Annotated in this window: 17 protein-coding genes; 13 read left to right on the forward strand and 4 right to left on the reverse strand. The window is 29.7% G+C overall.

The features are described from left to right. Window positions 1–465: 465 nt before the first annotated feature. Both CDLVIII_RS04540 and CDLVIII_RS04545 read left to right on the forward strand, forming a co-directional pair. Complete coding sequence (locus tag CDLVIII_RS04540; RefSeq protein ID WP_009168251.1) at window positions 466–1,632, forward strand: sugar diacid recognition domain-containing protein; 1,167 nt, start codon at window positions 466–468, stop codon at window positions 1,630–1,632. A 926-nt stretch (window positions 1,633–2,558) separates the two neighbouring features. Next, window positions 2,559–3,905, forward strand: coding sequence for an MFS transporter (locus tag CDLVIII_RS04545; RefSeq protein ID WP_009168252.1), 1,347 nt, complete (start codon window positions 2,559–2,561; stop codon window positions 3,903–3,905). A gap of 89 nt (window positions 3,906–3,994) precedes the next feature. Here CDLVIII_RS04545 and CDLVIII_RS04550 read toward each other — a convergent pair whose 3' ends face one another. Beyond that, complete coding sequence (locus tag CDLVIII_RS04550; protein ID WP_050816229.1) at window positions 3,995–4,540, reverse strand: enolase C-terminal domain-like protein; 546 nt, start codon at window positions 4,538–4,540, stop codon at window positions 3,995–3,997. Between the two features lie 403 nt (window positions 4,541–4,943). Between CDLVIII_RS04550 and CDLVIII_RS04555 the strand changes: the two genes are divergently transcribed. From CDLVIII_RS04555 to tnpA, 10 genes are all read left to right on the forward strand, one after another. After that, window positions 4,944–6,266, forward strand: coding sequence for a gluconate:H+ symporter (locus CDLVIII_RS04555; protein ID WP_009168253.1), 1,323 nt, complete (start codon window positions 4,944–4,946; stop codon window positions 6,264–6,266). Between the two features lie 644 nt (window positions 6,267–6,910). Continuing rightward, a complete protein-coding gene (locus CDLVIII_RS04560; RefSeq protein WP_009168254.1) occupies window positions 6,911–8,056 on the forward strand; it encodes a glycerate kinase in 1,146 nt (381 codons plus the stop codon). A gap of 18 nt (window positions 8,057–8,074) precedes the next feature. Further along, window positions 8,075–8,974 (forward strand): 4-hydroxy-tetrahydrodipicolinate synthase, encoded by a 900-nt coding sequence (gene dapA / locus CDLVIII_RS04565; protein WP_009168255.1) that lies wholly within the window; start codon window positions 8,075–8,077, stop codon window positions 8,972–8,974. A 102-nt stretch (window positions 8,975–9,076) separates the two neighbouring features. Further along, window positions 9,077–9,964, forward strand: coding sequence for a 2-hydroxy-3-oxopropionate reductase (garR, locus tag CDLVIII_RS04570; protein WP_009168256.1), 888 nt, complete (start codon window positions 9,077–9,079; stop codon window positions 9,962–9,964). A 690-nt stretch (window positions 9,965–10,654) separates the two neighbouring features. Further along, on the forward strand, window positions 10,655–11,620 hold the full coding sequence (locus CDLVIII_RS04575) for a D-2-hydroxyacid dehydrogenase (protein WP_009168257.1): 966 nt from the start codon (window positions 10,655–10,657) through the stop codon (window positions 11,618–11,620). A gap of 135 nt (window positions 11,621–11,755) precedes the next feature. Then, a complete protein-coding gene (locus CDLVIII_RS04580; protein WP_009168258.1) occupies window positions 11,756–12,646 on the forward strand; it encodes an aldo/keto reductase in 891 nt (296 codons plus the stop codon). A gap of 50 nt (window positions 12,647–12,696) precedes the next feature. After that, window positions 12,697–13,893, forward strand: a complete 1,197-nt coding sequence (locus CDLVIII_RS04585; RefSeq protein ID WP_009168259.1) for an NAD(P)-dependent oxidoreductase — start codon at window positions 12,697–12,699, stop codon at window positions 13,891–13,893. Between the two features lie 1,722 nt (window positions 13,894–15,615). Beyond that, window positions 15,616–15,789: a hypothetical protein gene (locus tag CDLVIII_RS31035; RefSeq protein ID WP_009168260.1), complete on the forward strand. Its 174-nt coding sequence runs from the start codon at window positions 15,616–15,618 to the stop codon at window positions 15,787–15,789. Window positions 15,790–15,977: 188 nt separating this feature from the next. Then, entirely contained in the window at window positions 15,978–16,154 is a 177-nt protein-coding gene (locus CDLVIII_RS31040; RefSeq protein WP_009168261.1) for a hypothetical protein, read from the forward strand. 736 nt (window positions 16,155–16,890) lie between these two features. Next, complete coding sequence (gene tnpA / locus CDLVIII_RS04590; RefSeq protein WP_009168262.1) at window positions 16,891–17,367, forward strand: IS200/IS605 family transposase; 477 nt, start codon at window positions 16,891–16,893, stop codon at window positions 17,365–17,367. Between the two features lie 258 nt (window positions 17,368–17,625). Here the strand turns inward: tnpA and CDLVIII_RS31045 are convergent, their stop codons facing one another. The 3 genes from CDLVIII_RS31045 to CDLVIII_RS04605 all read right to left on the reverse strand — a co-directional run bounded on the left by CDLVIII_RS31045 (window position 17,626) and on the right by CDLVIII_RS04605 (window position 19,283). Next, on the reverse strand, window positions 17,626–17,931 hold the full coding sequence (locus tag CDLVIII_RS31045; RefSeq protein WP_207636825.1) for a transposase: 306 nt from the start codon (window positions 17,929–17,931) through the stop codon (window positions 17,626–17,628). 4 nt (window positions 17,932–17,935) lie between these two features. Further along, window positions 17,936–18,988 (reverse strand): IS4 family transposase, encoded by a 1,053-nt coding sequence (locus CDLVIII_RS04600; protein WP_009168264.1) that lies wholly within the window; start codon window positions 18,986–18,988, stop codon window positions 17,936–17,938. Window positions 18,989–19,097: 109 nt separating this feature from the next. Further along, a complete protein-coding gene (locus CDLVIII_RS04605) occupies window positions 19,098–19,283 on the reverse strand; it encodes a hypothetical protein (protein WP_009168265.1) in 186 nt (61 codons plus the stop codon). Window positions 19,284–19,958: 675 nt separating this feature from the next. Between CDLVIII_RS04605 and CDLVIII_RS04610 the strand changes: the two genes are divergently transcribed. After that, window positions 19,959–20,345 carry a hypothetical protein gene (locus CDLVIII_RS04610; RefSeq protein WP_009168267.1) on the forward strand — a complete coding sequence of 129 codons (387 nt, stop codon included), beginning with the start codon at window positions 19,959–19,961 and terminating at the stop codon, window positions 20,343–20,345. Window positions 20,346–20,437 lie beyond the last annotated feature (92 nt).

Consider the following 20,437-nt stretch of genomic DNA (forward strand, 5'->3'; position numbering starts at 1 on the left):
GAAAACTATTACAATTTTATTACTAACTAAACGAGACTTAATATATAGAAAGGAGTAACAATTATAAAAAATATGTAAGAGTTATTACATATTAAGGTTTGTATAAATAATATAGCGAGTATGGATTTAGTTGGAAAATGTATAAAAAATATAAAGTGTGAGAAATAATTTATAAAGAAAATTAATAGCTAAAAGAAGATATGTATTATTATGAATGTTAGATCGAATGTTCTGTGGTAAAAACATTAGAATATTCAATCTAACATTATTTTTGATAAAAATATTTCTATAAAAAATAAGTGAAATTAGATAAAGCATGAAATCTTTTTGAATTTGTAAAAATAATTCTAGACATAAGTTATTTTGTTGTGAGAATATTAAAATAAAGAATATGAATTAATAGTACGAGATAACAACATTTATTTTATTAACTTTATTTATACATTGCAAAAGGAAGTGTGATTTATGGAATTATTAAGTAAGGAATTAGCTAAAAGGATTGTTGAACGAACTATGAATGTTGTTAATTATAACATTAATATAATGGATGAAAATGGTATTATAATAGCATCGGGAGATAAAGAAAGGATTGGAACTATTCATGAAGGAGCTATTATTGCATTGCAAAGAAAGTCGGAATTTAATGTTAGTGAAAATGAAAGTAAGAAATTAAATGGTGTTCATCCAGGTACAAATATAGTTATAGAATTTCAAAATAAAATCGTTGGAGTAATAGGAATTACAGGCAAGCCTAAAGAAGTTTTAGGATATGGAAAATTAATTAAAATGGCAGCAGAAATGATGATAGAACAAGAACACGTAATGAAAGAATTAGAATGGAATAATAGAATGAAAGAGGAGATGATGCTTGCACTTATCTATAATAAGCCAAACTCTGTTATTCTATTAGATGAATACATTAAAAAATTTAAATTATCATATAATCATCCAATGATTATTTTTATTATTGAATTAAATTTTGAAAATTTATCAGCAAAAAATGATTTGACAATAACTAGTAAAATAATAAGTATATTAGAGGGAGCATTTAAAGAATCATTAGCAGCTGCAATTAATTCAAATACTATTGTATTATTATACAAATGCATGCAACATAATAGAAAAAATGAAGATTATGAAGAAAAATTAAAAAGGGTTAACCTAAAAATAAAAAATGAAGTGGGAATTAGTAATAATATATCTACAGGGAAAATATATAATAAACTATTAGAAATATATAAGTCTTTTGATATAGCAAAGGAAACACTTGAATTTGGAAAGAAAATGCATCCTGAAGATAATGTTTATATGTTTGAGTCATTAAAGTATGCTATGTTATTTTTTCAAAATAATGCAAAATGGAAAGTCAATGAGTTGGAAGCAACATATAAATTAATTGAAGTAAATGATAAGAATAAAGTGTTGAGGAAAACACTAAAAGTACTTATAGAAGAGAATGGGGAATTAAACAATGTAGCAAATAGGCTATATATTCATAGAAATACGCTAGGTTATCGTTTGGATAAAATCTACAAGTTAACCAATAGAAATCCTAGGAAATATACTGATTTATTTTGGCTTTATAGTGCAATAATTAATTTTGAGATAGATAGCAACGAAATTAATATTTAATCACATTATAAAATAAATTAGATAGAATTTTATTATGTGCTTTAGCGTGAAAAAACCACATGCTATGCGTGTGGTGAATGGACGGTTATACCGTTTAAAATCAAACTAATAAAGGCTTGTGAACTATATTTTTTTATGAACATGAATATATATCTAAACTAACACAGTTAGTGCAAAAACTATAAATTTACTTCAGAATTTAAGTTTTACAACTATATTTAAAATATTAAGATAACCTCATAATTAAAAAATATATGAACAGTTTTAATCAAAAAAACGCTTTTATATATTTTTTAGCCTTTTAGGCGTAGTGCAAGCCCGTTTTACGGGTGGTACTGACTTTTGACACTATGAGGATTAACCAAGTATGCCGAATATAACTATGATGATTGTTACGAGCTATATTAATATATAATGAAGTAACACATTATAAAAAGCCTAAAAAAGTACATATATAATAGAGTTTAATTAAAAATCATGAGTGGAATCAAGGAGAGCTCCAACAACCATTCATGTTTTTTTATTTCTGTGACTAATAGTTATTATACATGAGAACTTAGTGCAATGACTTGCAGAGGGAATGTGAAAGTGATCACTCCAGTAAATAAGTAAACAGGAATGAGAGTATCTTCTATTTAAATTCGGTTAAATATGTGTTGGGAAAAAGAAATAATAGTAAATTAATAAAGAGTGTTTAAAAAAAATAATTGTGCAAATAGATAAAAAAGAAAATTTGAAAACGATTAATATTTGTGCGATTGAATATTGAATGAAGCATAGAAAAACATGATAATAATATCACAAGGTGTTCGCGAAGGCCTTTAAGGGATTATGGTTAGAAATTAAATGTTGTTTTATTCATTATCAAATTTTAAGTCAAATGATAACGAATACATGAATGAAGATATTTTAAGGAAGTGAAATTTATGATACAAGAAAATACTAGAACTAGTAGTAATATAGGAAAGCGTACTAAATACAGGTTTGTAGCATTAGCTATGATACTTGCATTATTAACATTAAGTACTGCGGACCGTGCAGCGATTTCAATTGCTGCTGGTGGAATGCAAAAAGCTTTAAGTTTAAACAAAACTAGTATGGGAGTTCTTATGTCTGCCTTCAGTTGGGCTTATGTTATAGGACAATTACCATCAGGGTGGCTGGGAGATAAAATAGGTTCGAAAAAGATTATGGCTATTGGTGTAGCATTTTGGTCATTGGCTACCTTTGCCATGGGATTTAGTGGTTGGTTTTTCTTTTCTTTCGGGTTACTTATATTTCTAAGAATTTGTCTTGGAGCATTTGAAACTCCAGTTGGACCAGGTTCAGGAAGAATACTAGCTGCTTGGTTCCCAACATCAGAACGTGGTGTTGCAGGTTCAATATATAATAGTGCACAATATGTTTCCATTGCTATTTTTTCACCTTTTATGGGATTGCTGGCATTTAAGTATGGTTGGGAATATGTATATTTGATAATGGGAGCTTTAGGATTTGTATTCCTAGCTGCATGGTTAAAACTTTTCCACGTACCTAGAAAACACCCTAAAGTAAATCAAGCTGAACTTGATTATATAACTGAAGGTGGAGGAGTAATTGATTTAGATAGTAATCTTGGAAATGCAGACTCGAAGGCTGCTGCAAAATCAAGTTTCAGCTGGAGTGATGTTGGTAAACTATTTAAAAGCAGGATGCTTGTAGGTATTTTTATTGCTCAGTATTGTGTTAATGCTATTACGTATTTTTTCATGACATGGTTTCCTAATTATTTGGTAACTGCAAGACATTTTTCTATATTAAATGCAGGAATTGTAGCTTCATTACCAGCTGTTTTTGGATGTATTGGAGGTTTATCAAGCGGTTTTGTATCAGATGGTATATTGAAAAAATCAGGATCTTTAAGTCTTGCTAGAAAAATCCCTATAACTATTGGATTACTTCTTAGTGCAAGTATTATTCTATGTAATTATACTGATTCAAATACAGTAGTTATTGCTTTTATGTGCTTAGCTTTCTTTGGAAAAGGTTTTGGTTCATTAGGTTGGACAGTAATAAGTGATACAGCCCCGAAAAAAATCGTAGGTGTAGCAAGTGGTGTTTTCAATGGTCTTGGTAATCTAGCTGGGATTATAGTTCCTGTTATTATAGGTATGATCGTTGACAAAACTGGATCATTTAGTGGTGCATTACTATTTGTTGGTATACATGGAGTTATAGCTGTGTTAAGTTATTGGATAATAGTAGGCAGAATTCAGAGACTTGAACTTGAATAAATAACTTTTTTTAGAGATACCTATTTGGTATCTCTAAAATTTTTTTTGTTTTTTATTATTGTAAGTAAATATTGATATAAAGGTATAAATTATCTCACCATACAAGGTTTTTTATTATTAAATTCCCATCCTGGTATTAAGTATTGCATTCCCATTGCATCATTACGTGCACCAAGACAGTGCTTGTTGTATAACTCGTTAGCTTTAGCTACTTGATCCATATCAATTTCTATACCTAAGCCTGGTTTTTCAGGAATTGACACTGATTGTAATGAAAGACTGTGTACAAATTGTCTCCAGTCAGTTGCAATCATATTTGTAGCTGTTGGGAGTCCTGTTTCTCTTCTGAATTCTACCATTACTTCTCTTCCTGAGAATCCATTTTCAGCTCCACATGGATCTTCTGCATAAGCTAAAATTCCATGCATATCTTTACATAATCTTATAGCATCTCTTAATAACCATCCGCCGTTTGGATCAAGAGTTATACGAGCTTTTGGGAAACGTTCATGTAAAGCAATTATAGCTTCAATTTCTTCTTCCCCTCTTAAAACGCCACCTTTTAATTTGAAATCTTCAAATCCATAAAGTTCATGAGTTGCTTCAGCTAACTTTAATATTTTTTTCGGTGTCATAGCTTCTTCTGTACGTATGCGGTAGCACTCGTTTAAGAAAAAATAAGCTATCTAAAGAAAAACGAATTATGCATACGAATGAAAAAAACATGTTGAAAACGATTGATATTCGTGCAAATGAATATTGAATTAGATTGTTAAAAATATGATAATCTATATATAAATTATTTCTAAGAAAGCCAACTTCTTTCTAGAAAATAATTTGGGATTTCTAAAACTTATATAAGTATATTGTAAAAGAAAACGTTTTTTGGAAAATATGAAGAATGTGAAAATTTTAATTAAGTTTTTTAAATGATGAAAAAATGAAAGTAGTATATAAAATTAACATTTTATAGTCTAAATTCTATCTTATTATCTAAAAATCGAAATTAGAAATACATTAATTAAAGGAGAGAGTGATATGGCACTAGTTACAGTTGCATTTGGTGTATTAATATTATTAATATTAATGATGGGATTTAAAATTGATGGATTTATTTCACTAATTTTAGTTTCTTTAATTGTTGGTCTTATGTTAGGAATGCCTTTAGACAAAGTTACAGCGTCTATGTATAAGGGAGTTGGAAGTCAACTGCAAAGTTTAATATTTATTCTTGCATTTGGAGCAATGCTTGGTAAGTTGCTATCTGATTCAGGGGCAGCTTCTCGTATAGCTACAACTCTTATTAACAAATTTGGAAAGAAAAATGCTAGGTGGGCAATGTTATTAACTGCACTTGTTGTTGGTATTACAATGTTTTATGAAGCAGGGTTTATCGTATTAATCCCTATAGTTTATACTGTAGTTATTGAAATGGATATTCCATTAATGTCTGCCGGTTTACCAGTAGTTACTGGATTATCAATTACACATACATTTTTACCACCGCATCCAGGCCCAGCATTAGTTGTTTCAACATATGGAGCAAGCATGGGTAAAACGTTACTTTTAGGTCTTTTGATTGCGATACCATCTATAATAATTTTAGAACTGTTTTATAATAAATCAAAATGGGCTTTAAGTGCAAAAGCTTCAATTCCAGAAGGATTAGCATCTAGACAAAAATTTAAAGAAGAGGAACTACCAGGGTTTGGTATAAGCGTATTTACAGCGTTAATTCCTATATTCTTAATTGCTGCTTCAACTTTTGGTGAGCTCTTGTTAGATAAAAATTCAATAGCGTTGAAATATATAAACTTCATTGGTGATGGACCAATTGCTTTACTAATTTCTGTATTATTTGCTACTTACACTCTTGGTATTGCCCGTGGCAAAAAGATGGAAGAAGTAATGAAAAGTTTAGCAGGTTCAGTAAAAGCTATTGCCATGATACTATTAGTAATTGGTGCTGGTGGTGCCTTTAAACAAGTAATTGTTGATGCAGGTATAGGTAATGCAGTTAATGAACTTACTAAAAATATAAATATTTCACCTTTAATATTGGCTTGGATTATTGCAGCAGCCGTAAGAACTGCAGTTGGTTCAGCAACAGTAGCTATATCTACAGCTTCTGGTATAATATTACCAATGATAGCAACATCAGGGGTTAATATAGAATTGATGGTTTTAGCTACATCATGCGGTAGTATGTTTGCGTCACATGTTAATGATCCAGGATTTTGGATGTTTAAAGAATATTTCAACCTATCTGTTGTTGATGCTATAAAGGTAAGAACTCCATATACATGTCTTTTATCAGTATTTGGTTTAATCGGGGTGCTAATTTTAAGTAATTTCTTCTAAAATAGGTTTAAGTTAAGTCTATACGCGAGTATGTTATTAAAAGTTAGTAAGTATATTTTTAAGATATAAGTTAGTCGATTATAGTTACATAGCTAAATATGAATTAAAATAGAAAAAATATAAAAGCTGTCTCAAAATAGAAAATTAATTTCTGTTCTGGGATAGCTTATTTTTCTGTTGACTAAATATAAATAATTGATTTGTTGAGTCAAAATCTAAAGGAATGTTGATTACTAATTTAACAGCAAACAGGAATCTTGTGGAATAATTACATTTTGAAGTCTTCTGTTTGCTTATAAAATTAAAACGGATAAAAGGTGCAATAGAAAGATTATATTCACTAAGAGTGTTACAAAATAACTAAAACTATTTTAAACACTTGTAAACATATGCAAGAAAGTCGATAACATTGAAGAGATAAAGTTTTATGTTGTATAAAAATCACACAAAAAAATGCTTAAAAAATCTAAATTCTTTGTATATATGCACATTGTTTACTGTTCTTATTTTAAGTATAATTAACTCATGAAAAAGTTATCAATGCTGATTAATTAGGCGATGAGTTAAAAGGTAGTTGATAATAGAATCTACAAAATATTAAAAGGGTCATATGGACATTAAATTGTTGTGACTGGAGGTGAATTATGAAAATAGTTATAGCGCCTGATTCGTTTAAAGGTAGTTTGACAGCTCTTGAAGTAGCAAATTCTATTGAAGAGGGACTTGAAGAATATAACAAAGATTTTATAATTGAAAAAGTACCTATGGCTGATGGCGGAGAAGGAACAGTTGAGTCTTTAGTTTCACTTACAAATGGGGAAATAATAAATGTAGAAGTTAAAGATCCACTTTTGAGAGAAATAAAAGGCTTTTATGGACTACTTGGCGATAAAAAAACAGCTGTAATAGAAATGGCAGCGGCTTCAGGATTACCATTACTAAAGGAAAATGAAAGAAATCCTCTTATAACATCTTCATATGGAACAGGACAATTAATAAAAGATGCATTAGATAGAGGTTGCAAGAATTTCATAATTGGAATAGGTGGTAGCGCTACCAATGATGGCGGAACAGGTATGTTGAAAGCATTAGGAGCAAGATTTTTAGATAAAGCTAACAAGGAAATTAGCGATGGAGCAGCTGAATTAGATCAATTATATAAAATTGATATGACAGGTTTTGACGAAAGAATTTTTGAATGTGATATAAAAGTTGCTTGTGATGTTGAAAATCCTCTTTGCGGAGATAATGGAGCTTCCTTTATATTTGGAGCGCAAAAAGGTGCTGATAAACCAATGATGAAAGTTTTGGATAATAATTTATGCCACTATGGAAAGATTTTAGAGAATACCTTTAATCTTGAGGTAATTAATGTTCCAGGAGCTGGAGCAGCAGGAGGTATGGGTGCTGCATTAATAGCGGTAGTTAGAGCCAAATTAGAACGTGGTATAGATATTATTATCAGAGAAAGTGAACTTAGTGAAAAATTGAAAGATGCAGATTTAGTTTTTACAGGTGAAGGCAGAATTGATTATCAAACTAAGTTTGGGAAGACACCTTTTGGTGTAGCAAGTGAAGCTAAAAAGAAGAATATTCCGGTAATTGCACTTGCTGGTTCAATAGGTGATGGAACAGAGACATTATATGAACTAGGATTTGATGGAATATTTAGCATAATAGATAAACCAATGTCATTAGATGATGCAATTAAGAATAGTTCAGAACTTGTGAAAGAAGCTGCATTTAGAATAATAAATTTATACTTGAGTCATGAAAGAAAATTAAAATAATAGATGGGAGTAATTGGTATGTTTAAACCTAATGGAATTATCCCTGCTTTAGTAACACCTTTAGATGAGCAAGGAAATTTAATGGAAGGTGCATTAAAAAAAGTTATTGACTATACTTTAGAAGCTGGAGTTCATGGAGTATTTGTCCTAGGAAGTACGGGAGAAATATATGGATTAACAGATAAACAAAAGCAAAGAGTTATGGAAGTAACTGTTGAACACGTAAACGGAAGAGTACCAGTTTATGCTGGAGCTGGTGAAATCACAACAATTAATACTATAAAAACTGCACAAATGGCAGAAAAGGTTGGAGGAATTTCAGCCCTTTCAGTAATAACTCCATATTTTGTTTCACCAACTCAAGATGAGTTAGTAGAACACTATACGGCTGTTGCAAATTCAGTAAAAATGCCAATAATTTTATATGGATGTGATGGTAGAGCCCATAACTCAATAATGCCTGAAACTGCTTTAAAATTATCAGCAGTAGACAACATAATAGGTATTAAAGACAGTAGTGGAAGTTCTGAAAGAATGGATAAGTATCTAGAACTTACAAAAGATATAGAAGATTTCTCAGTATTATGTGGTATAGATACATTCATTTATCATGGGTTATGCAACGGAACTAAAGGAGCTATTGCTTCAAGTGCGAATGTTGCACCTAAGATATCTGTAGGGATTTACAATGCAGTTATGAATGGTGATCATGAAAAAGCTCAAGCATTACAAAATAAATTACAACCATTAAGAGATGCTTATGCTCTTGGAACTTTCCCAGGAGTTATAAAAGAAGCACTTAGAATGGTTGGAGTTGATGCTGGAGTAGCATTAAAACCAGTAGGGCCAATGAGTGACGAAAGTCGTAAGAAATTAGCTGAAGTTTTAAAAGCTTTAGATGTTTATAATATAAAATAAAATCAGATTTTAGATGGCGGTTACATAGGTTATCTAAAGCTAGATAAAATAAATTAAAAAAGCTAAATAATTCTTAAAATTAATAATAGGAGTGATTTATAGATGAAAATAGGATTTATAGGACTTGGAATCATGGGAAAACCTATGGCTAAAAATTTAGTGAAAGCTGGCTATCAATTAATAGTAAGTGACTTTGCTAAAGAAGCAGCAGAAGAATTAAAGGCACTTGGTGCAGAAACTTGCTTAAGCAATAAAGAAATAGCAACACAATCTGACGTGGTTATAACAATGTTACCAAATTCACCACAAGTTAAAGAAGTAGCACTTGGAGAAGGTGGAATAATTGAAGGAGCTCATTCAGGATTAACATTAATTGATATGAGTTCAATTGCACCACTTGCATCAAGAGAAATCTGCGAAAAATTAGCTGAAAAAGGTGTTGAAATGCTAGATGCCCCAGTAAGTGGCGGAGAACCAAAAGCTATTGATGGAACTATTTCTGTTATGGTTGGAGGAAAGCAAGAACTTTTCGACAAATACTATGATGTAATTAAAGCGATGGCTGGTTCAGTTGTAAGAGTTGGAGAAATTGGTGCTGGAAATATAGCAAAACTTTGTAATCAAACTATAGTAGCTATAAATATAGCGGCTATGTCAGAAGCTTTAGTATTAGCTCAAAAGGCTGGAGTAAGTCCAGAACTTGTTTACAATGCAATTAGAGGTGGTCTTGCTGGAAGTACAGTTTTAGATGCAAAAGCACCACTAATTATGGATAGAAAATTTGATCCAGGATTCAGAATTAATCTTCATATAAAAGATTTAAATAATGTATTAGAAACTTCTCATGGAGTAGGTGTTCCATTACCATTAACAGCAGCTGTACGTGAAATCATGGAAGCATTAAAGGTTGATGGACATGAAATGGAAGACCATTCAAGTATAATTAAATACTATGAAAAATTAGCAAATGTAGAAGTTCATAGAAAATAGAAACTTATTAAAAAGTTATTAAAAAACTCAAACAAATTACCTTAGATTATAATAGGATTGTAATACTTATTTTATAACATCCTATCTCTAAAAAAACTAACAACTTATTTATTACAATTCCATTTATAATAATAAAATCATTTAATAAATCATAAACAAAGAGAATAAATTGTTGTAAAAAACTATAAGCAACCAAAAGAATTTGGTAAATTACAGTAGATAAGTATATAATTGCAGTAATTACTTTTACAATATCTCATTTTTAAGATATTAATAAATTACTTATTGCAATTATATTAAATTAAAACCTAATAATGAATTACAAAATTTAATGAGCCGTATACTTCAATTTAAATATAATTTTGTACTGATGATAAATTAATTACAATTACCTAAGATATAAAAAAATGTTTATTATAATTTTATCTAATAAAGAACTATAATTTAAGCAACCACTATGTTTAGATAAAATTATTGTAATGAGTATTTCAAATCCAAACTTAAATACTTATATAAATATAACCATACGCTGCAAAAACTACATTTAGGCAAATTCAAGGTATTTTGAGTTGAGATGGAGTTTAGAAAAAAGCAGCAAACAAATAATATTAACCAATTAATAAAAACATGAAATTATTTATAAAGATAAGTTCATGTTTTTATTATCTCAAAAATTGATGGGGTAAGAAAATGAATGCTAACAAGATACTTATACTATTGCCTGTAAACGAGAAACAAAAAGCGTTAATACAAAGTGTATCACCTAATTCTATTTATCTATATGATACTTATGCAACTGTAGACAAAGAAGCAGTTCAAAGCGCAGAAATAATAATAGGAAACCCTCCAGCAGAAATGCTTATAGGTTCTCCGAATTTAAAATGGCTTCAGTTAAATAGTGCAGGAACTGATGCTTATATAAAAGAAGGAGTACTAAAAGAAGGTGTAATGATTACTAATGCAACAGGTGCATATGGATTAGCAATATCAGAACATATAATTGGGGTTCTTCTTCAGTTATTAAAAAAGCTTCATCTTTATAGTAATAATCAAAAACTACATCTTTGGAAGGATGAAGGAGAAGTTAAATCCATTTATAATTCTAAAATTTTAATAATTGGGTTAGGTGATATTGGAGAAGAGTTTGCTAAGAGAGTAAAAGCCTTTGGTGCATACACAATAGGGGTAAGAAGAAGTAATACTAAAAAGGCCGAATATATTGATGAGTTACATTTAATGGACAAAATAGATGATTTACTTCCAACAGCAGATGTTGTAATGCTTTCATTACCGTCTACTAAAGAAACTTACAAAATGTTCTCAAAGGATAGGCTTAAATTGATGAAAAAAGGAGCAGTACTTTTAAACGTAGGTAGAGGAAATGTACTTGATACAGATGCTTTATGTGATTTAGTGGAAAGTAATCATCTATTAGGAGCTGGTTTAGATGTTACTGATCCAGAGCCACTAACTAAAGAACACAGAATATGGGATATAGAGAATATAATTATCACTCCACACATTTCTGGTGGATATCATCTTCCTGAAACCTTTGAAAGAATTGTAAGAATTAGTGCAGAAAATCTAGAAAGATTTACTAAGGATCAAAAGCTTAAGAATATTGTAGATTTTAAGACAGGATATAGAACTTTATAAAGAGAAACAAATGTAGTTATAAGAATAAAATTACTTTTTTATAATAATAAGTATAAGATTGTAATTCACTTAAGCCCTATTTAATGAATTAAGATAATTATTGAAATAAAGATAATTATTGAAAGGATGAGTTAAATGCCCAATAATGAAATATTAGAAATGAGAGAAGTAATAGAAAAGAGAAAAGTAATTTTACCAGATGGAACTAAGGTTTCAGCCCTTGGCCAAGGGACTTGGTTTATGGGGGAAAGTCAAAGTAAAAGGGATAGTGAAATTAAGGCCTTAAAGTTAGGATTAGAACTTGGGATGAATTTCATTGACACAGCAGAGATGTATGGAAATGGTTTATCAGAAGAATTAATTAGTCATGTTATAGATGGTTGTAGAAAAGATGTCTTCCTAGTTTCAAAAGTATATCCGCATAATGCTGGAAGAAATTCAATTGTTGAAGCTTGTGAAAATAGCTTAAGAAGATTAAAAACTGATTATTTGGACTTGTATCTTCTTCATTGGAGAGGGCGAATACCTTTTGAAGAAACTATAGAAGGAATGGAACTATTAAAAAAGCAAGGAAAAATATTAAGATGGGGAGTATCAAACCTAGATAAAGATGATATGGAGGAGTTATTCCATAAATCCAATGGTGAAAATTGTGCTGTAAATGAAGTTTTATATCATATTGGTTCAAGAGGTATAGAATTTGATTTATTACCATGGCAAAGAAATAATAACATACCAACTATAGCCTATTGCCCATTAGCACAAGGTGGATCATTGGAAAGAAATATATTAAGAGATGATACTCTAAATGAAATTGCTAAAGAGCATAATGTGAAACCATTGCAAATAGCACTTGCATGGACAATACGTGAAAATGATATTATATCAATTCCAAAAGCAGCAAGTGTTGAACATGTTATAGAGAATGCTAAAGCAGCATCAATTATTCTGTCTCCATCAGATATTGCAAGGTTAGATAAAATATTTAAAAAGCCATCTAGAAAAATGCCATTAGATATAGTGTAAAATGGAAAATCCAATTAAAAAAATTTAGTTAGCGAAGGGGATTAGATTATATGATTTTATTAGACGAAGCAAATAGATGTTTATTATGTAAAAATCCAAGATGTCAAGCAAATTGCCCAATTAATACTCCAATTCCAGAAATAATAGCGCTTTATAAAGAAGGAAAACTAAATAAAGCAGGGGAAATTCTATTTAATAATAATCCTCTTTCGGTGATATGTTCAATTGTCTGTCCACATGAAAGCCAATGTGCAGGAAATTGTATAAGAGGAATAAAGCAAGAACCAGTAAAGTTTTATGAAATAGAAAAGGAAATATCAGAAAGATATTTGGAACAAGTAAAATTACAGAACTTACCGAAGAATAAGGATAGAATAGCTATAATCGGCGGTGGTCCGGCAGGATTAACAATTGCTTTTATTCTGGCAAAGAGAGGATATAAAATAACTATATTTGATGCTCATGAGAGAATCGGGGGAGTATTACGATATGGAATTCCTGAATATAGATTACCAAACCACCTAATTGATAAACTAGAGGACAAGCTAATCGAGCTTGGAGTTATGATTAGACCTAATACTCTTATAGGACCAGTTATAAGTATTGATAGATTATTTGATGAGGATTATAAGTCTATATTTATTGGAACTGGAGTATGGAATCCTAAAACTTTAAATATCAAGGGGGAAACTTTAGGAAATGTACATTTTGCTATAGATTATTTAAAATCTCCAGAAACATTTAGATTAGGTAATAGAGTTGCAATAATTGGTGCTGGAAACGTTGCAATGGATGCAGCAAGAACAGCAAAAAGAAATGGGGCTAGTGAAGTTACAGTTATTTATAGAGGTGACTTTGAAAATATGAGCGCAACAAAAAAAGAAATAGAAGAAGCCAGAGAAGACGGAATTATATTTAAAATATGCAGATCTCCAATAGAAATATTTGAAAACGGAATAAAGTTACGTAATACAGAAACAGAAGAAGGAAAAGAAGAATTTTTTGAATGTAACTCTACCATTATTGCTGTAAGTCAAAGTCCAAGAACAAATATAGTTTCAAATACAACTAAACTCGAAACTAATAAAGCCGGACTTATCATTGCAGATGAAAAAGGTAATACAACAAGGGCAGGAGTATTCAGCTCAGGAGATGTAGTTACAGGTGCTAGAACTGTAGTTGAAGCAGTAGCATATGCAAAAAATGTTGCTGATGCTATAGAAGAGTATTGTAATTCATATAAATAATTATTTACAGCAAACTACTAACTTACAATATATGGTACAATTAAATTGAACCGGGATAAGCAATACTGAAAGATATACACTATATAAGATATAGACATAGTAATTTTAGATAGAGATTTCAAATGAATACTGCTATTTAGATTGCGATAGATGTAGTTATCTTTTATGCTTTAGTTAGGTCCATAGCGAGTGCAGAAGGCAAGAACACTTCGCTAGAATAATCCGTTGCCCCGTAAATGTCAAAGCTAAAATATTAAAGGCCATGAATTTTTATGGTCTTGTTGTGTTTATAAGGATTTAGAAAAATGAAGGTTTATTCTTTAATTTCAGCTGGGACACTTCGGGAAACGTTATTTAGCTAAATGTACATGCCTTCTTTGTGGTAATGGAGTTTTCTGGTGCAGACTATATAGAAGGTGTTACTATGGCAGTTGGCATATTGTGAAATGTAGATACTCCTGCATACTCAGATAAAAGTTTTTATTGAAATGTGAGAATTGGAAGAGAAAGTTAATATTTTTATTTTCTAAGAGGATCATTTGAATTTACTTCTAAATTTTAATCGCAGAAAGAGTCAATACGTAATACCAGAAGCGCTGCTTCTAGTATTACATTGACACTTTCTTCAGAGATTGTTTTTAGTGCAGCGATGGGATTAAAGGCTGCGCCTTAAATCCAATATAATAATGAGAGGGTATAGAGATAAGGAACTATTCTAAAGATTATAGAGAGGTCCTGTTTGTTTTATTACATGATTTATGGAGAAGCGATGCATACGCATAAAGAAAGGGGCGCCTTGGACTTGCCCTCACAGGATAGAGATAAGAATTATTGAAAGGTGAGGGAAGGTCCACAATGTACATGCTTGCCTGCTAGTCCTTATTAGTAATGGCGTTATTTCCGATTAAGAAATCCAATCACTAAAAATAATAGAAATAAATATTAAAGAGGTAATTATTTTTAGTGATACGATTTCTTACGCTTCAATAACACTCATTAATAATAATGACAGGCAGAAAAGCAAGTACATTGACGGCGCTATATATAAAAAGGTGGTTTAATAGTAGTTATAATGATGAATAGCTTGTAGAAAATGAGTGTTAGAAATGTTAGAGAAAATATGTTGTTTTATATAGGTTGGGAAGTGAACCTACTAGAGTAATTTATTTGAATCTAGGTGTATAGCAATAAAGCAATTTGTTTAAAGCCATACGATGGGATAGAATTAAAACAAATACTTATCTGACACTTGCATAAAAATGGATCAGTTTGGTATCCATATGGAGAAAAAATCTCATAGGTTTGATAGACTTAAAGATAATAATGAAAAAGAATGGCATTTTTGATGTATGAGTGCTGCATAGATAAACAAACATGCGAGAAGTACTGATGGGGAAAAGTGCTTGACTATATAGGTGTCGGTTGAGAAGATAGATCATTCGAAGGTAAGCAATTAATACTACAAGAATAAATAGATATGTTTGAATCAATATTTTAGAGTTGATGTAGTAAATAAAATTTGTTCTTTAAAAATTAAATAATGCAGTATTCATTTTAATGAAATATGTGATAATATAATAAATATAAGATATAGACAATATTTTTAATTTGAATTGTTAGTCGCTATAATACTATTAGTTTATTTGATTGATAGGAGTGATATATTTTAATTCAATATGTTGAAAAATCTTAATGAAATTCATAGGTAAAGGAGAAGTGTTTATGGCTGAAAATTATGAAGTTATTAAGGCATATGGACCTGTAATTGTCGGAATAGGATCCCTTCTAGTTGCTTATATCACGAATACAAGAATCTTAAAATCTAAAGCTAAAGAAGAGGACAGAAAGGAAATTGCTAAAAACTTAACGAATTCTATGGCCCGTTCACACAATTGAGGAAGAAAAGTAGAATGTTATATCAAATATTTACAAACGATAAAGGACCAGATTACAGAACTTTACCAGCCTTATGAGGAGATGCTTTTAGTAACAATGATAAAAATTTATTAAAACAAATTATAGAAATAGACAAAGAACTAGAGAAATTAATAGTTGATAAAAGTGGATATGTAGAAGATGGTGAATTGAGGGAGTTGTTAGGTAAAGAAGCAACACATTTTAATGTTATAACTCAAGAATTTGAAGGATTAATTACAGGTGAGACAGAAAGATTTAATGATTATGTTTTCCCTAGAGAATTAGATGATAGAATAGAAGAAGAGATAAAAAAATTAAATGATAAGCTTATATTGTTGGAGTAACACGAAAAGAAATGTTTATATTGTATGATGATACCGCATTATCTAGAATGAATTTGCGGTATTTTTATATTCAAAATACTATTAAAGTCAGCAGATAATATAAGTAACTGTCACAACCCCATAGTATTATATAAATATAAAGTAGTTAAATATTATTTACCCCTTATTAAATAAATATCAACCAGTATTTAGAATGGTCTATGACACCCTAGTAAATCATTCTTTTTTATTTATAGAATCAGATAAATTATAGTATATGAAAGTACCAAAAAGGAAATTTTAAACAACTCCATTAATAAAAATAATTTCAATAAATGGATATAGTGTTGCATAAAGAAAAGTTGGATTTTAAGATTATAGTAATGGAGCTTATCTAAAAATAATGTTTTTGGGGAGAGTAATTATACTAACAGAAAATAAATATTGCAAAGGGGATTGCGAGCACTCACCCCTGTACAATATTTATTTTCTATGGAGCTTAAGTATTTGCCCCAAAAACACTAGATGCTTGTCCTATAATTTTGGTAGTTAATTCCGCAGTTTGTAGAATATTAAAAGTAAATAAAATAATCCTGAAGAGGACCTCTTCAGGATTATTTTATTGTGTAACAAAGTAAACCACTTGCTAAGCAAGTGGAAGAAAAAAGGCTTATGCCGTTGAGCAGAAAAAACCTCCTATGCTAAAATAAATGCAGGTCTAGCCAACCGCAAATAAAAAAGTATAGGAGGATGTCTAATGAAAGACACAAATAGTTTATCTCATACAACATGGAATTGCAAGTATCACATTGTATTCGCACCTAAGTATAGAAGACAAGTAATATATGGAAAGATAAAGAATGATATAGGAAAGATACTAAGGAAATTATGTGAATGGAAGGGAGTAGAGATAATAGAAGCAGAAGCCTGTCCGGACCATATACATATGTTAGTATCAATACCACCGAAGATAAGCGTATCGAGTTTTATGGGATATCTAAAAGGAAAAAGCAGTTTGATGATATTTGACCAACATGCGAATATGAAATACAGATATGGAAATAGAGAATTTTGGTGTCGAGGATATTATGTTGATACAGTAGGAAAAAATAAAAAGAAGATAGAAGAATATATAAGAAATCAGCTACAAGAAGATTTAGCGTATGAACAAATGAGCATAAAGGAACTAGTTGACCCGTTTACTGGTGAGCCAGTAAAAAAGAGCAATAAATAAAAGCCGCTTTAGCGGCAACATGGGAAAACATGCGGGAGGCAGACCCGTTCGGAGGGCTTTCAGCCCAGCCAGTAATAGGCCCTTATAGGGCTGAGCAAACCACCGGCTTAGCCTAACACCAACAACTTAGCATAGCTTAATTGTATTTTTTTTATTAACTCTAACAATGATTTATATTGATAGAAAATTTGCACTACTCTATTAGGCAAAGAAAAGAATCAAAATTTTTTCTTTGCTTAATATTTAAATTTATTATATTTAAAAACTTGGTTTCAAATTACAACTATACTTATTTGATAAATTCTTAATCCTTACGTTTGAAGGTTTTTCAGGACGAACTTCAGAAATGTATTTTAACATCTCTGTAATTAGTTTTGTATATTCATTACCCCGTATTGTATCATTTACTGTCATCATTATTTTTATTAACTTTTCTTTTAAAAGTCCTATTGCATTATTTTCATTTATATTCTTATTATTTTTATAATTCTTATTATGCATCAATTGTTTTTTATAAAGTATTTCTTTTAGCTTAGAATTAGCTAAATGTAATGCATCTTGCAAAATATTATATATGAACATTTGTGCAAAAAAAATCTTGATAAACAAAACTAGGGAGAAATCCTGTAAATGATTCTATTTTAATTTTATTTTTCAAAGTATTATAAGATATTTCAATGCCCCATCTTCTTCCATATAATTGTGAAATATCGTTAGTATTAAATTCTTCTTTTAATAAATTTGTCAATAACATTTCATCTGTTTTATCACTAATTTTTACCTTAACCATTCTTAATGTAATACTTTTTTTAGATTTTATTCTAGAACAAAACTCTGGATATTTTCTTTTTAATTTATTAATTCTAGATTTAGTTAATTCTATATTTACTAAATCATCATCATTACTAAAGAGAAACTGTTCTTTTTTATAATCAGTTTTTTTGATTATAACAACAAATTTTATATTATTATTTTCTAAGAAATCAAAGAGTTCTATAGATGGGTAATTACGATCTAACATAACTATTATTTTTTTATAATCAATAATTTGCTTTAACTTTAAAATATTTTCCTTTGCCATTTCAATTTCACTTGTTTTATAAGGTTTAATTGAAACATCAACAAAAAAATCATTTTCTAAATCATGCATACCTGATGCAGTAGCTCGTGCCATATTTTGTTTTCTTCCATTAGCACTTCTTCCAAAATAATCTCTATTAATTTTAGTATTCGGAATTTCAAAATCAGTACCATCAATCGCAAAAATTAGATATCCTTTAAATTTCTTTACTTCATTTTTGCAACAGTTATAAAAGTTTGAAATATAATAAGCGTTTAAAGCTTTAAACACTTCTGGATTTAACTTTCTTCTTTGCTTTAAATAAGCTTCTTTTGTTATATTTACTTCATTTAGGCCTTTTTGAAATATAAAATATTTTCTTAATTCAAAATCAGTATTTAATCCTTGTTTATTCAAGGAACATAATAATATATCAGATAATGGCATAAGTCTTTTTCTTTGAAAAATATTGGGATTATTTCCTCTACTAATAGTCTTCATTTCTTCAGAAAAAATTAATTTATATGAAGTGTCTAGTCTTTTTACAAAAGTATTAACCATAATCATATACCTCCTCAAAATAAAATTGGGATATGCATTATTGTTACTTTTATTATAATCCGTTTCAGAGGGAATTTACTATTAATTTCTTAAGTTGTTGGTGTTAGGCTTAGCCGGTGGTTATGATTTTAAGTTCAAGCTGTATTGGTCTAGTATCAAGATAATGTTTATATTCTATTTCATAATATAAAATTAATTTTCTTCGCCCTTCATAAGGTAATGTATCTACAAGTGAATCAAATTGAGCTTTTGATGCAAAGCCTTTTTCTTTTAAAAGCCATGTTGTAAATGTCATTAGGACCATTCCTTTCTTTAATATTAATTAGGAACAGAGAGATGAATTTCTCTAATCCCATTCAGTCTGGAGGTTATTTAAAAAATATTGGTATTTTTCATGATGATATAAATTAGTTTTTTTAGATTCTTCCTTTGGTAATTTAGATAACCACTCGTTATAGTGACCATATGAATTAAAGGTTTCTTTAGTAGTAAGCCATTTTGTAAATATAAAATTCCTCATGTTTTCTCAGGTCCTTTCTGAATAGCTATATTATAATTATTGCCTAAATTGCGAACAATATTCGCAATAACTTGTACTTATTTGCACATTTTTATTGAAAGTTAAGTATAAGAATTTTAATTATTGGCTAGACTATTTTACAGAGAAGGAGTGGAAGGATAATAGAAAATAAAAAGATAATTAGAAAAGCAAAACCACCAACAAAGCAGCTGCATGTAGAATGTGAAATTAAGTTATATGAAGGCTTTGAGGCATATTGTCATAGAAATGGTAAAGATGTTAGTAAAGCAATAAGAGGATATATGAAACTATGTATTGGAGAGTAATTTATAAAAAATGAAAGTACCTAAAAAGGTGCTTTTTTGTACATAAATAATGTCTAAAATTTATATAAGTGGGCATAATAAAATATGGGAGGAGAGGAACTAAAAAGAAAAGGTGGTCATAAAAGTGGAAAAGAGAAAGTATGAATCAAAAACATTAATAGCAGAATACAGCTATTTAAGTGAAAATGAAGAATTTAAATTTTCAGAAACAGCTTACAGATTAAAAGACAGTTCAATAATAATTGAGTATGATGGCGCTCCTTTAAGTCTTTATGGCTTGAAATTAAGCTATAAAAAGAATATAGGAAGAAAAGGTATATTTAGTGTTACTAATTATGATTATGAATTTTGGAAGTCATTTAGAGCCGGAATTGAGGGTAGCAGTTTTGTAGATTACGAAGCTGAAAAAAATGAGGATATAGAAAAAGTTAGAGAAGAATATTATAAACAAGTAAATGCGGAACATGAAAATATATTAGAAAGCCTGTCATGTGAAGAACTGCCATACTAAATACATAAGGGGAGAAATTCCCTACAAATAAAGGAATAATAAGGACAAGCACTTTGCACCAGTATCTTATGATAAAAGAAAATAGTACAAGC

It is taken from the genome of Clostridium sp. DL-VIII (genome assembly GCF_000230835.1).
GTDB lineage: Bacteria > Bacillota > Clostridia > Clostridiales > Clostridiaceae > Clostridium.

What these genes read in the sequence shown, in the direction of transcription:
- CDLVIII_RS04540 (WP_009168251.1), top strand. Translation starts at nt 466, where the DNA reads ATGGAATTATTAAGTAAGGAATTAGCTAAAAGGATTGTTGAACGAACT.
- CDLVIII_RS04545 (WP_009168252.1), top strand. Translation starts at nt 2,559, where the DNA reads ATGATACAAGAAAATACTAGAACTAGTAGTAATATAGGAAAGCGTACT.
- CDLVIII_RS04550 (WP_050816229.1), bottom strand. Translation starts at nt 4,540, where the DNA reads ATGACACCGAAAAAAATATTAAAGTTAGCTGAAGCAACTCATGAACTT.
- CDLVIII_RS04555 (WP_009168253.1), top strand. Translation starts at nt 4,944, where the DNA reads ATGGCACTAGTTACAGTTGCATTTGGTGTATTAATATTATTAATATTA.
- CDLVIII_RS04560 (WP_009168254.1), top strand. Translation starts at nt 6,911, where the DNA reads ATGAAAATAGTTATAGCGCCTGATTCGTTTAAAGGTAGTTTGACAGCT.
- dapA (WP_009168255.1), top strand. Translation starts at nt 8,075, where the DNA reads ATGTTTAAACCTAATGGAATTATCCCTGCTTTAGTAACACCTTTAGAT.
- garR (WP_009168256.1), top strand. Translation starts at nt 9,077, where the DNA reads ATGAAAATAGGATTTATAGGACTTGGAATCATGGGAAAACCTATGGCT.
- CDLVIII_RS04575 (WP_009168257.1), top strand. Translation starts at nt 10,655, where the DNA reads ATGAATGCTAACAAGATACTTATACTATTGCCTGTAAACGAGAAACAA.
- CDLVIII_RS04580 (WP_009168258.1), top strand. Translation starts at nt 11,756, where the DNA reads ATGCCCAATAATGAAATATTAGAAATGAGAGAAGTAATAGAAAAGAGA.
- CDLVIII_RS04585 (WP_009168259.1), top strand. Translation starts at nt 12,697, where the DNA reads ATGATTTTATTAGACGAAGCAAATAGATGTTTATTATGTAAAAATCCA.
- CDLVIII_RS31035 (WP_009168260.1), top strand. Translation starts at nt 15,616, where the DNA reads ATGGCTGAAAATTATGAAGTTATTAAGGCATATGGACCTGTAATTGTC.
- tnpA (WP_009168262.1), top strand. Translation starts at nt 16,891, where the DNA reads ATGAAAGACACAAATAGTTTATCTCATACAACATGGAATTGCAAGTAT.
- CDLVIII_RS04600 (WP_009168264.1), bottom strand. Translation starts at nt 18,988, where the DNA reads ATGGTTAATACTTTTGTAAAAAGACTAGACACTTCATATAAATTAATT.
- CDLVIII_RS04605 (WP_009168265.1), bottom strand. Translation starts at nt 19,283, where the DNA reads ATGACATTTACAACATGGCTTTTAAAAGAAAAAGGCTTTGCATCAAAA.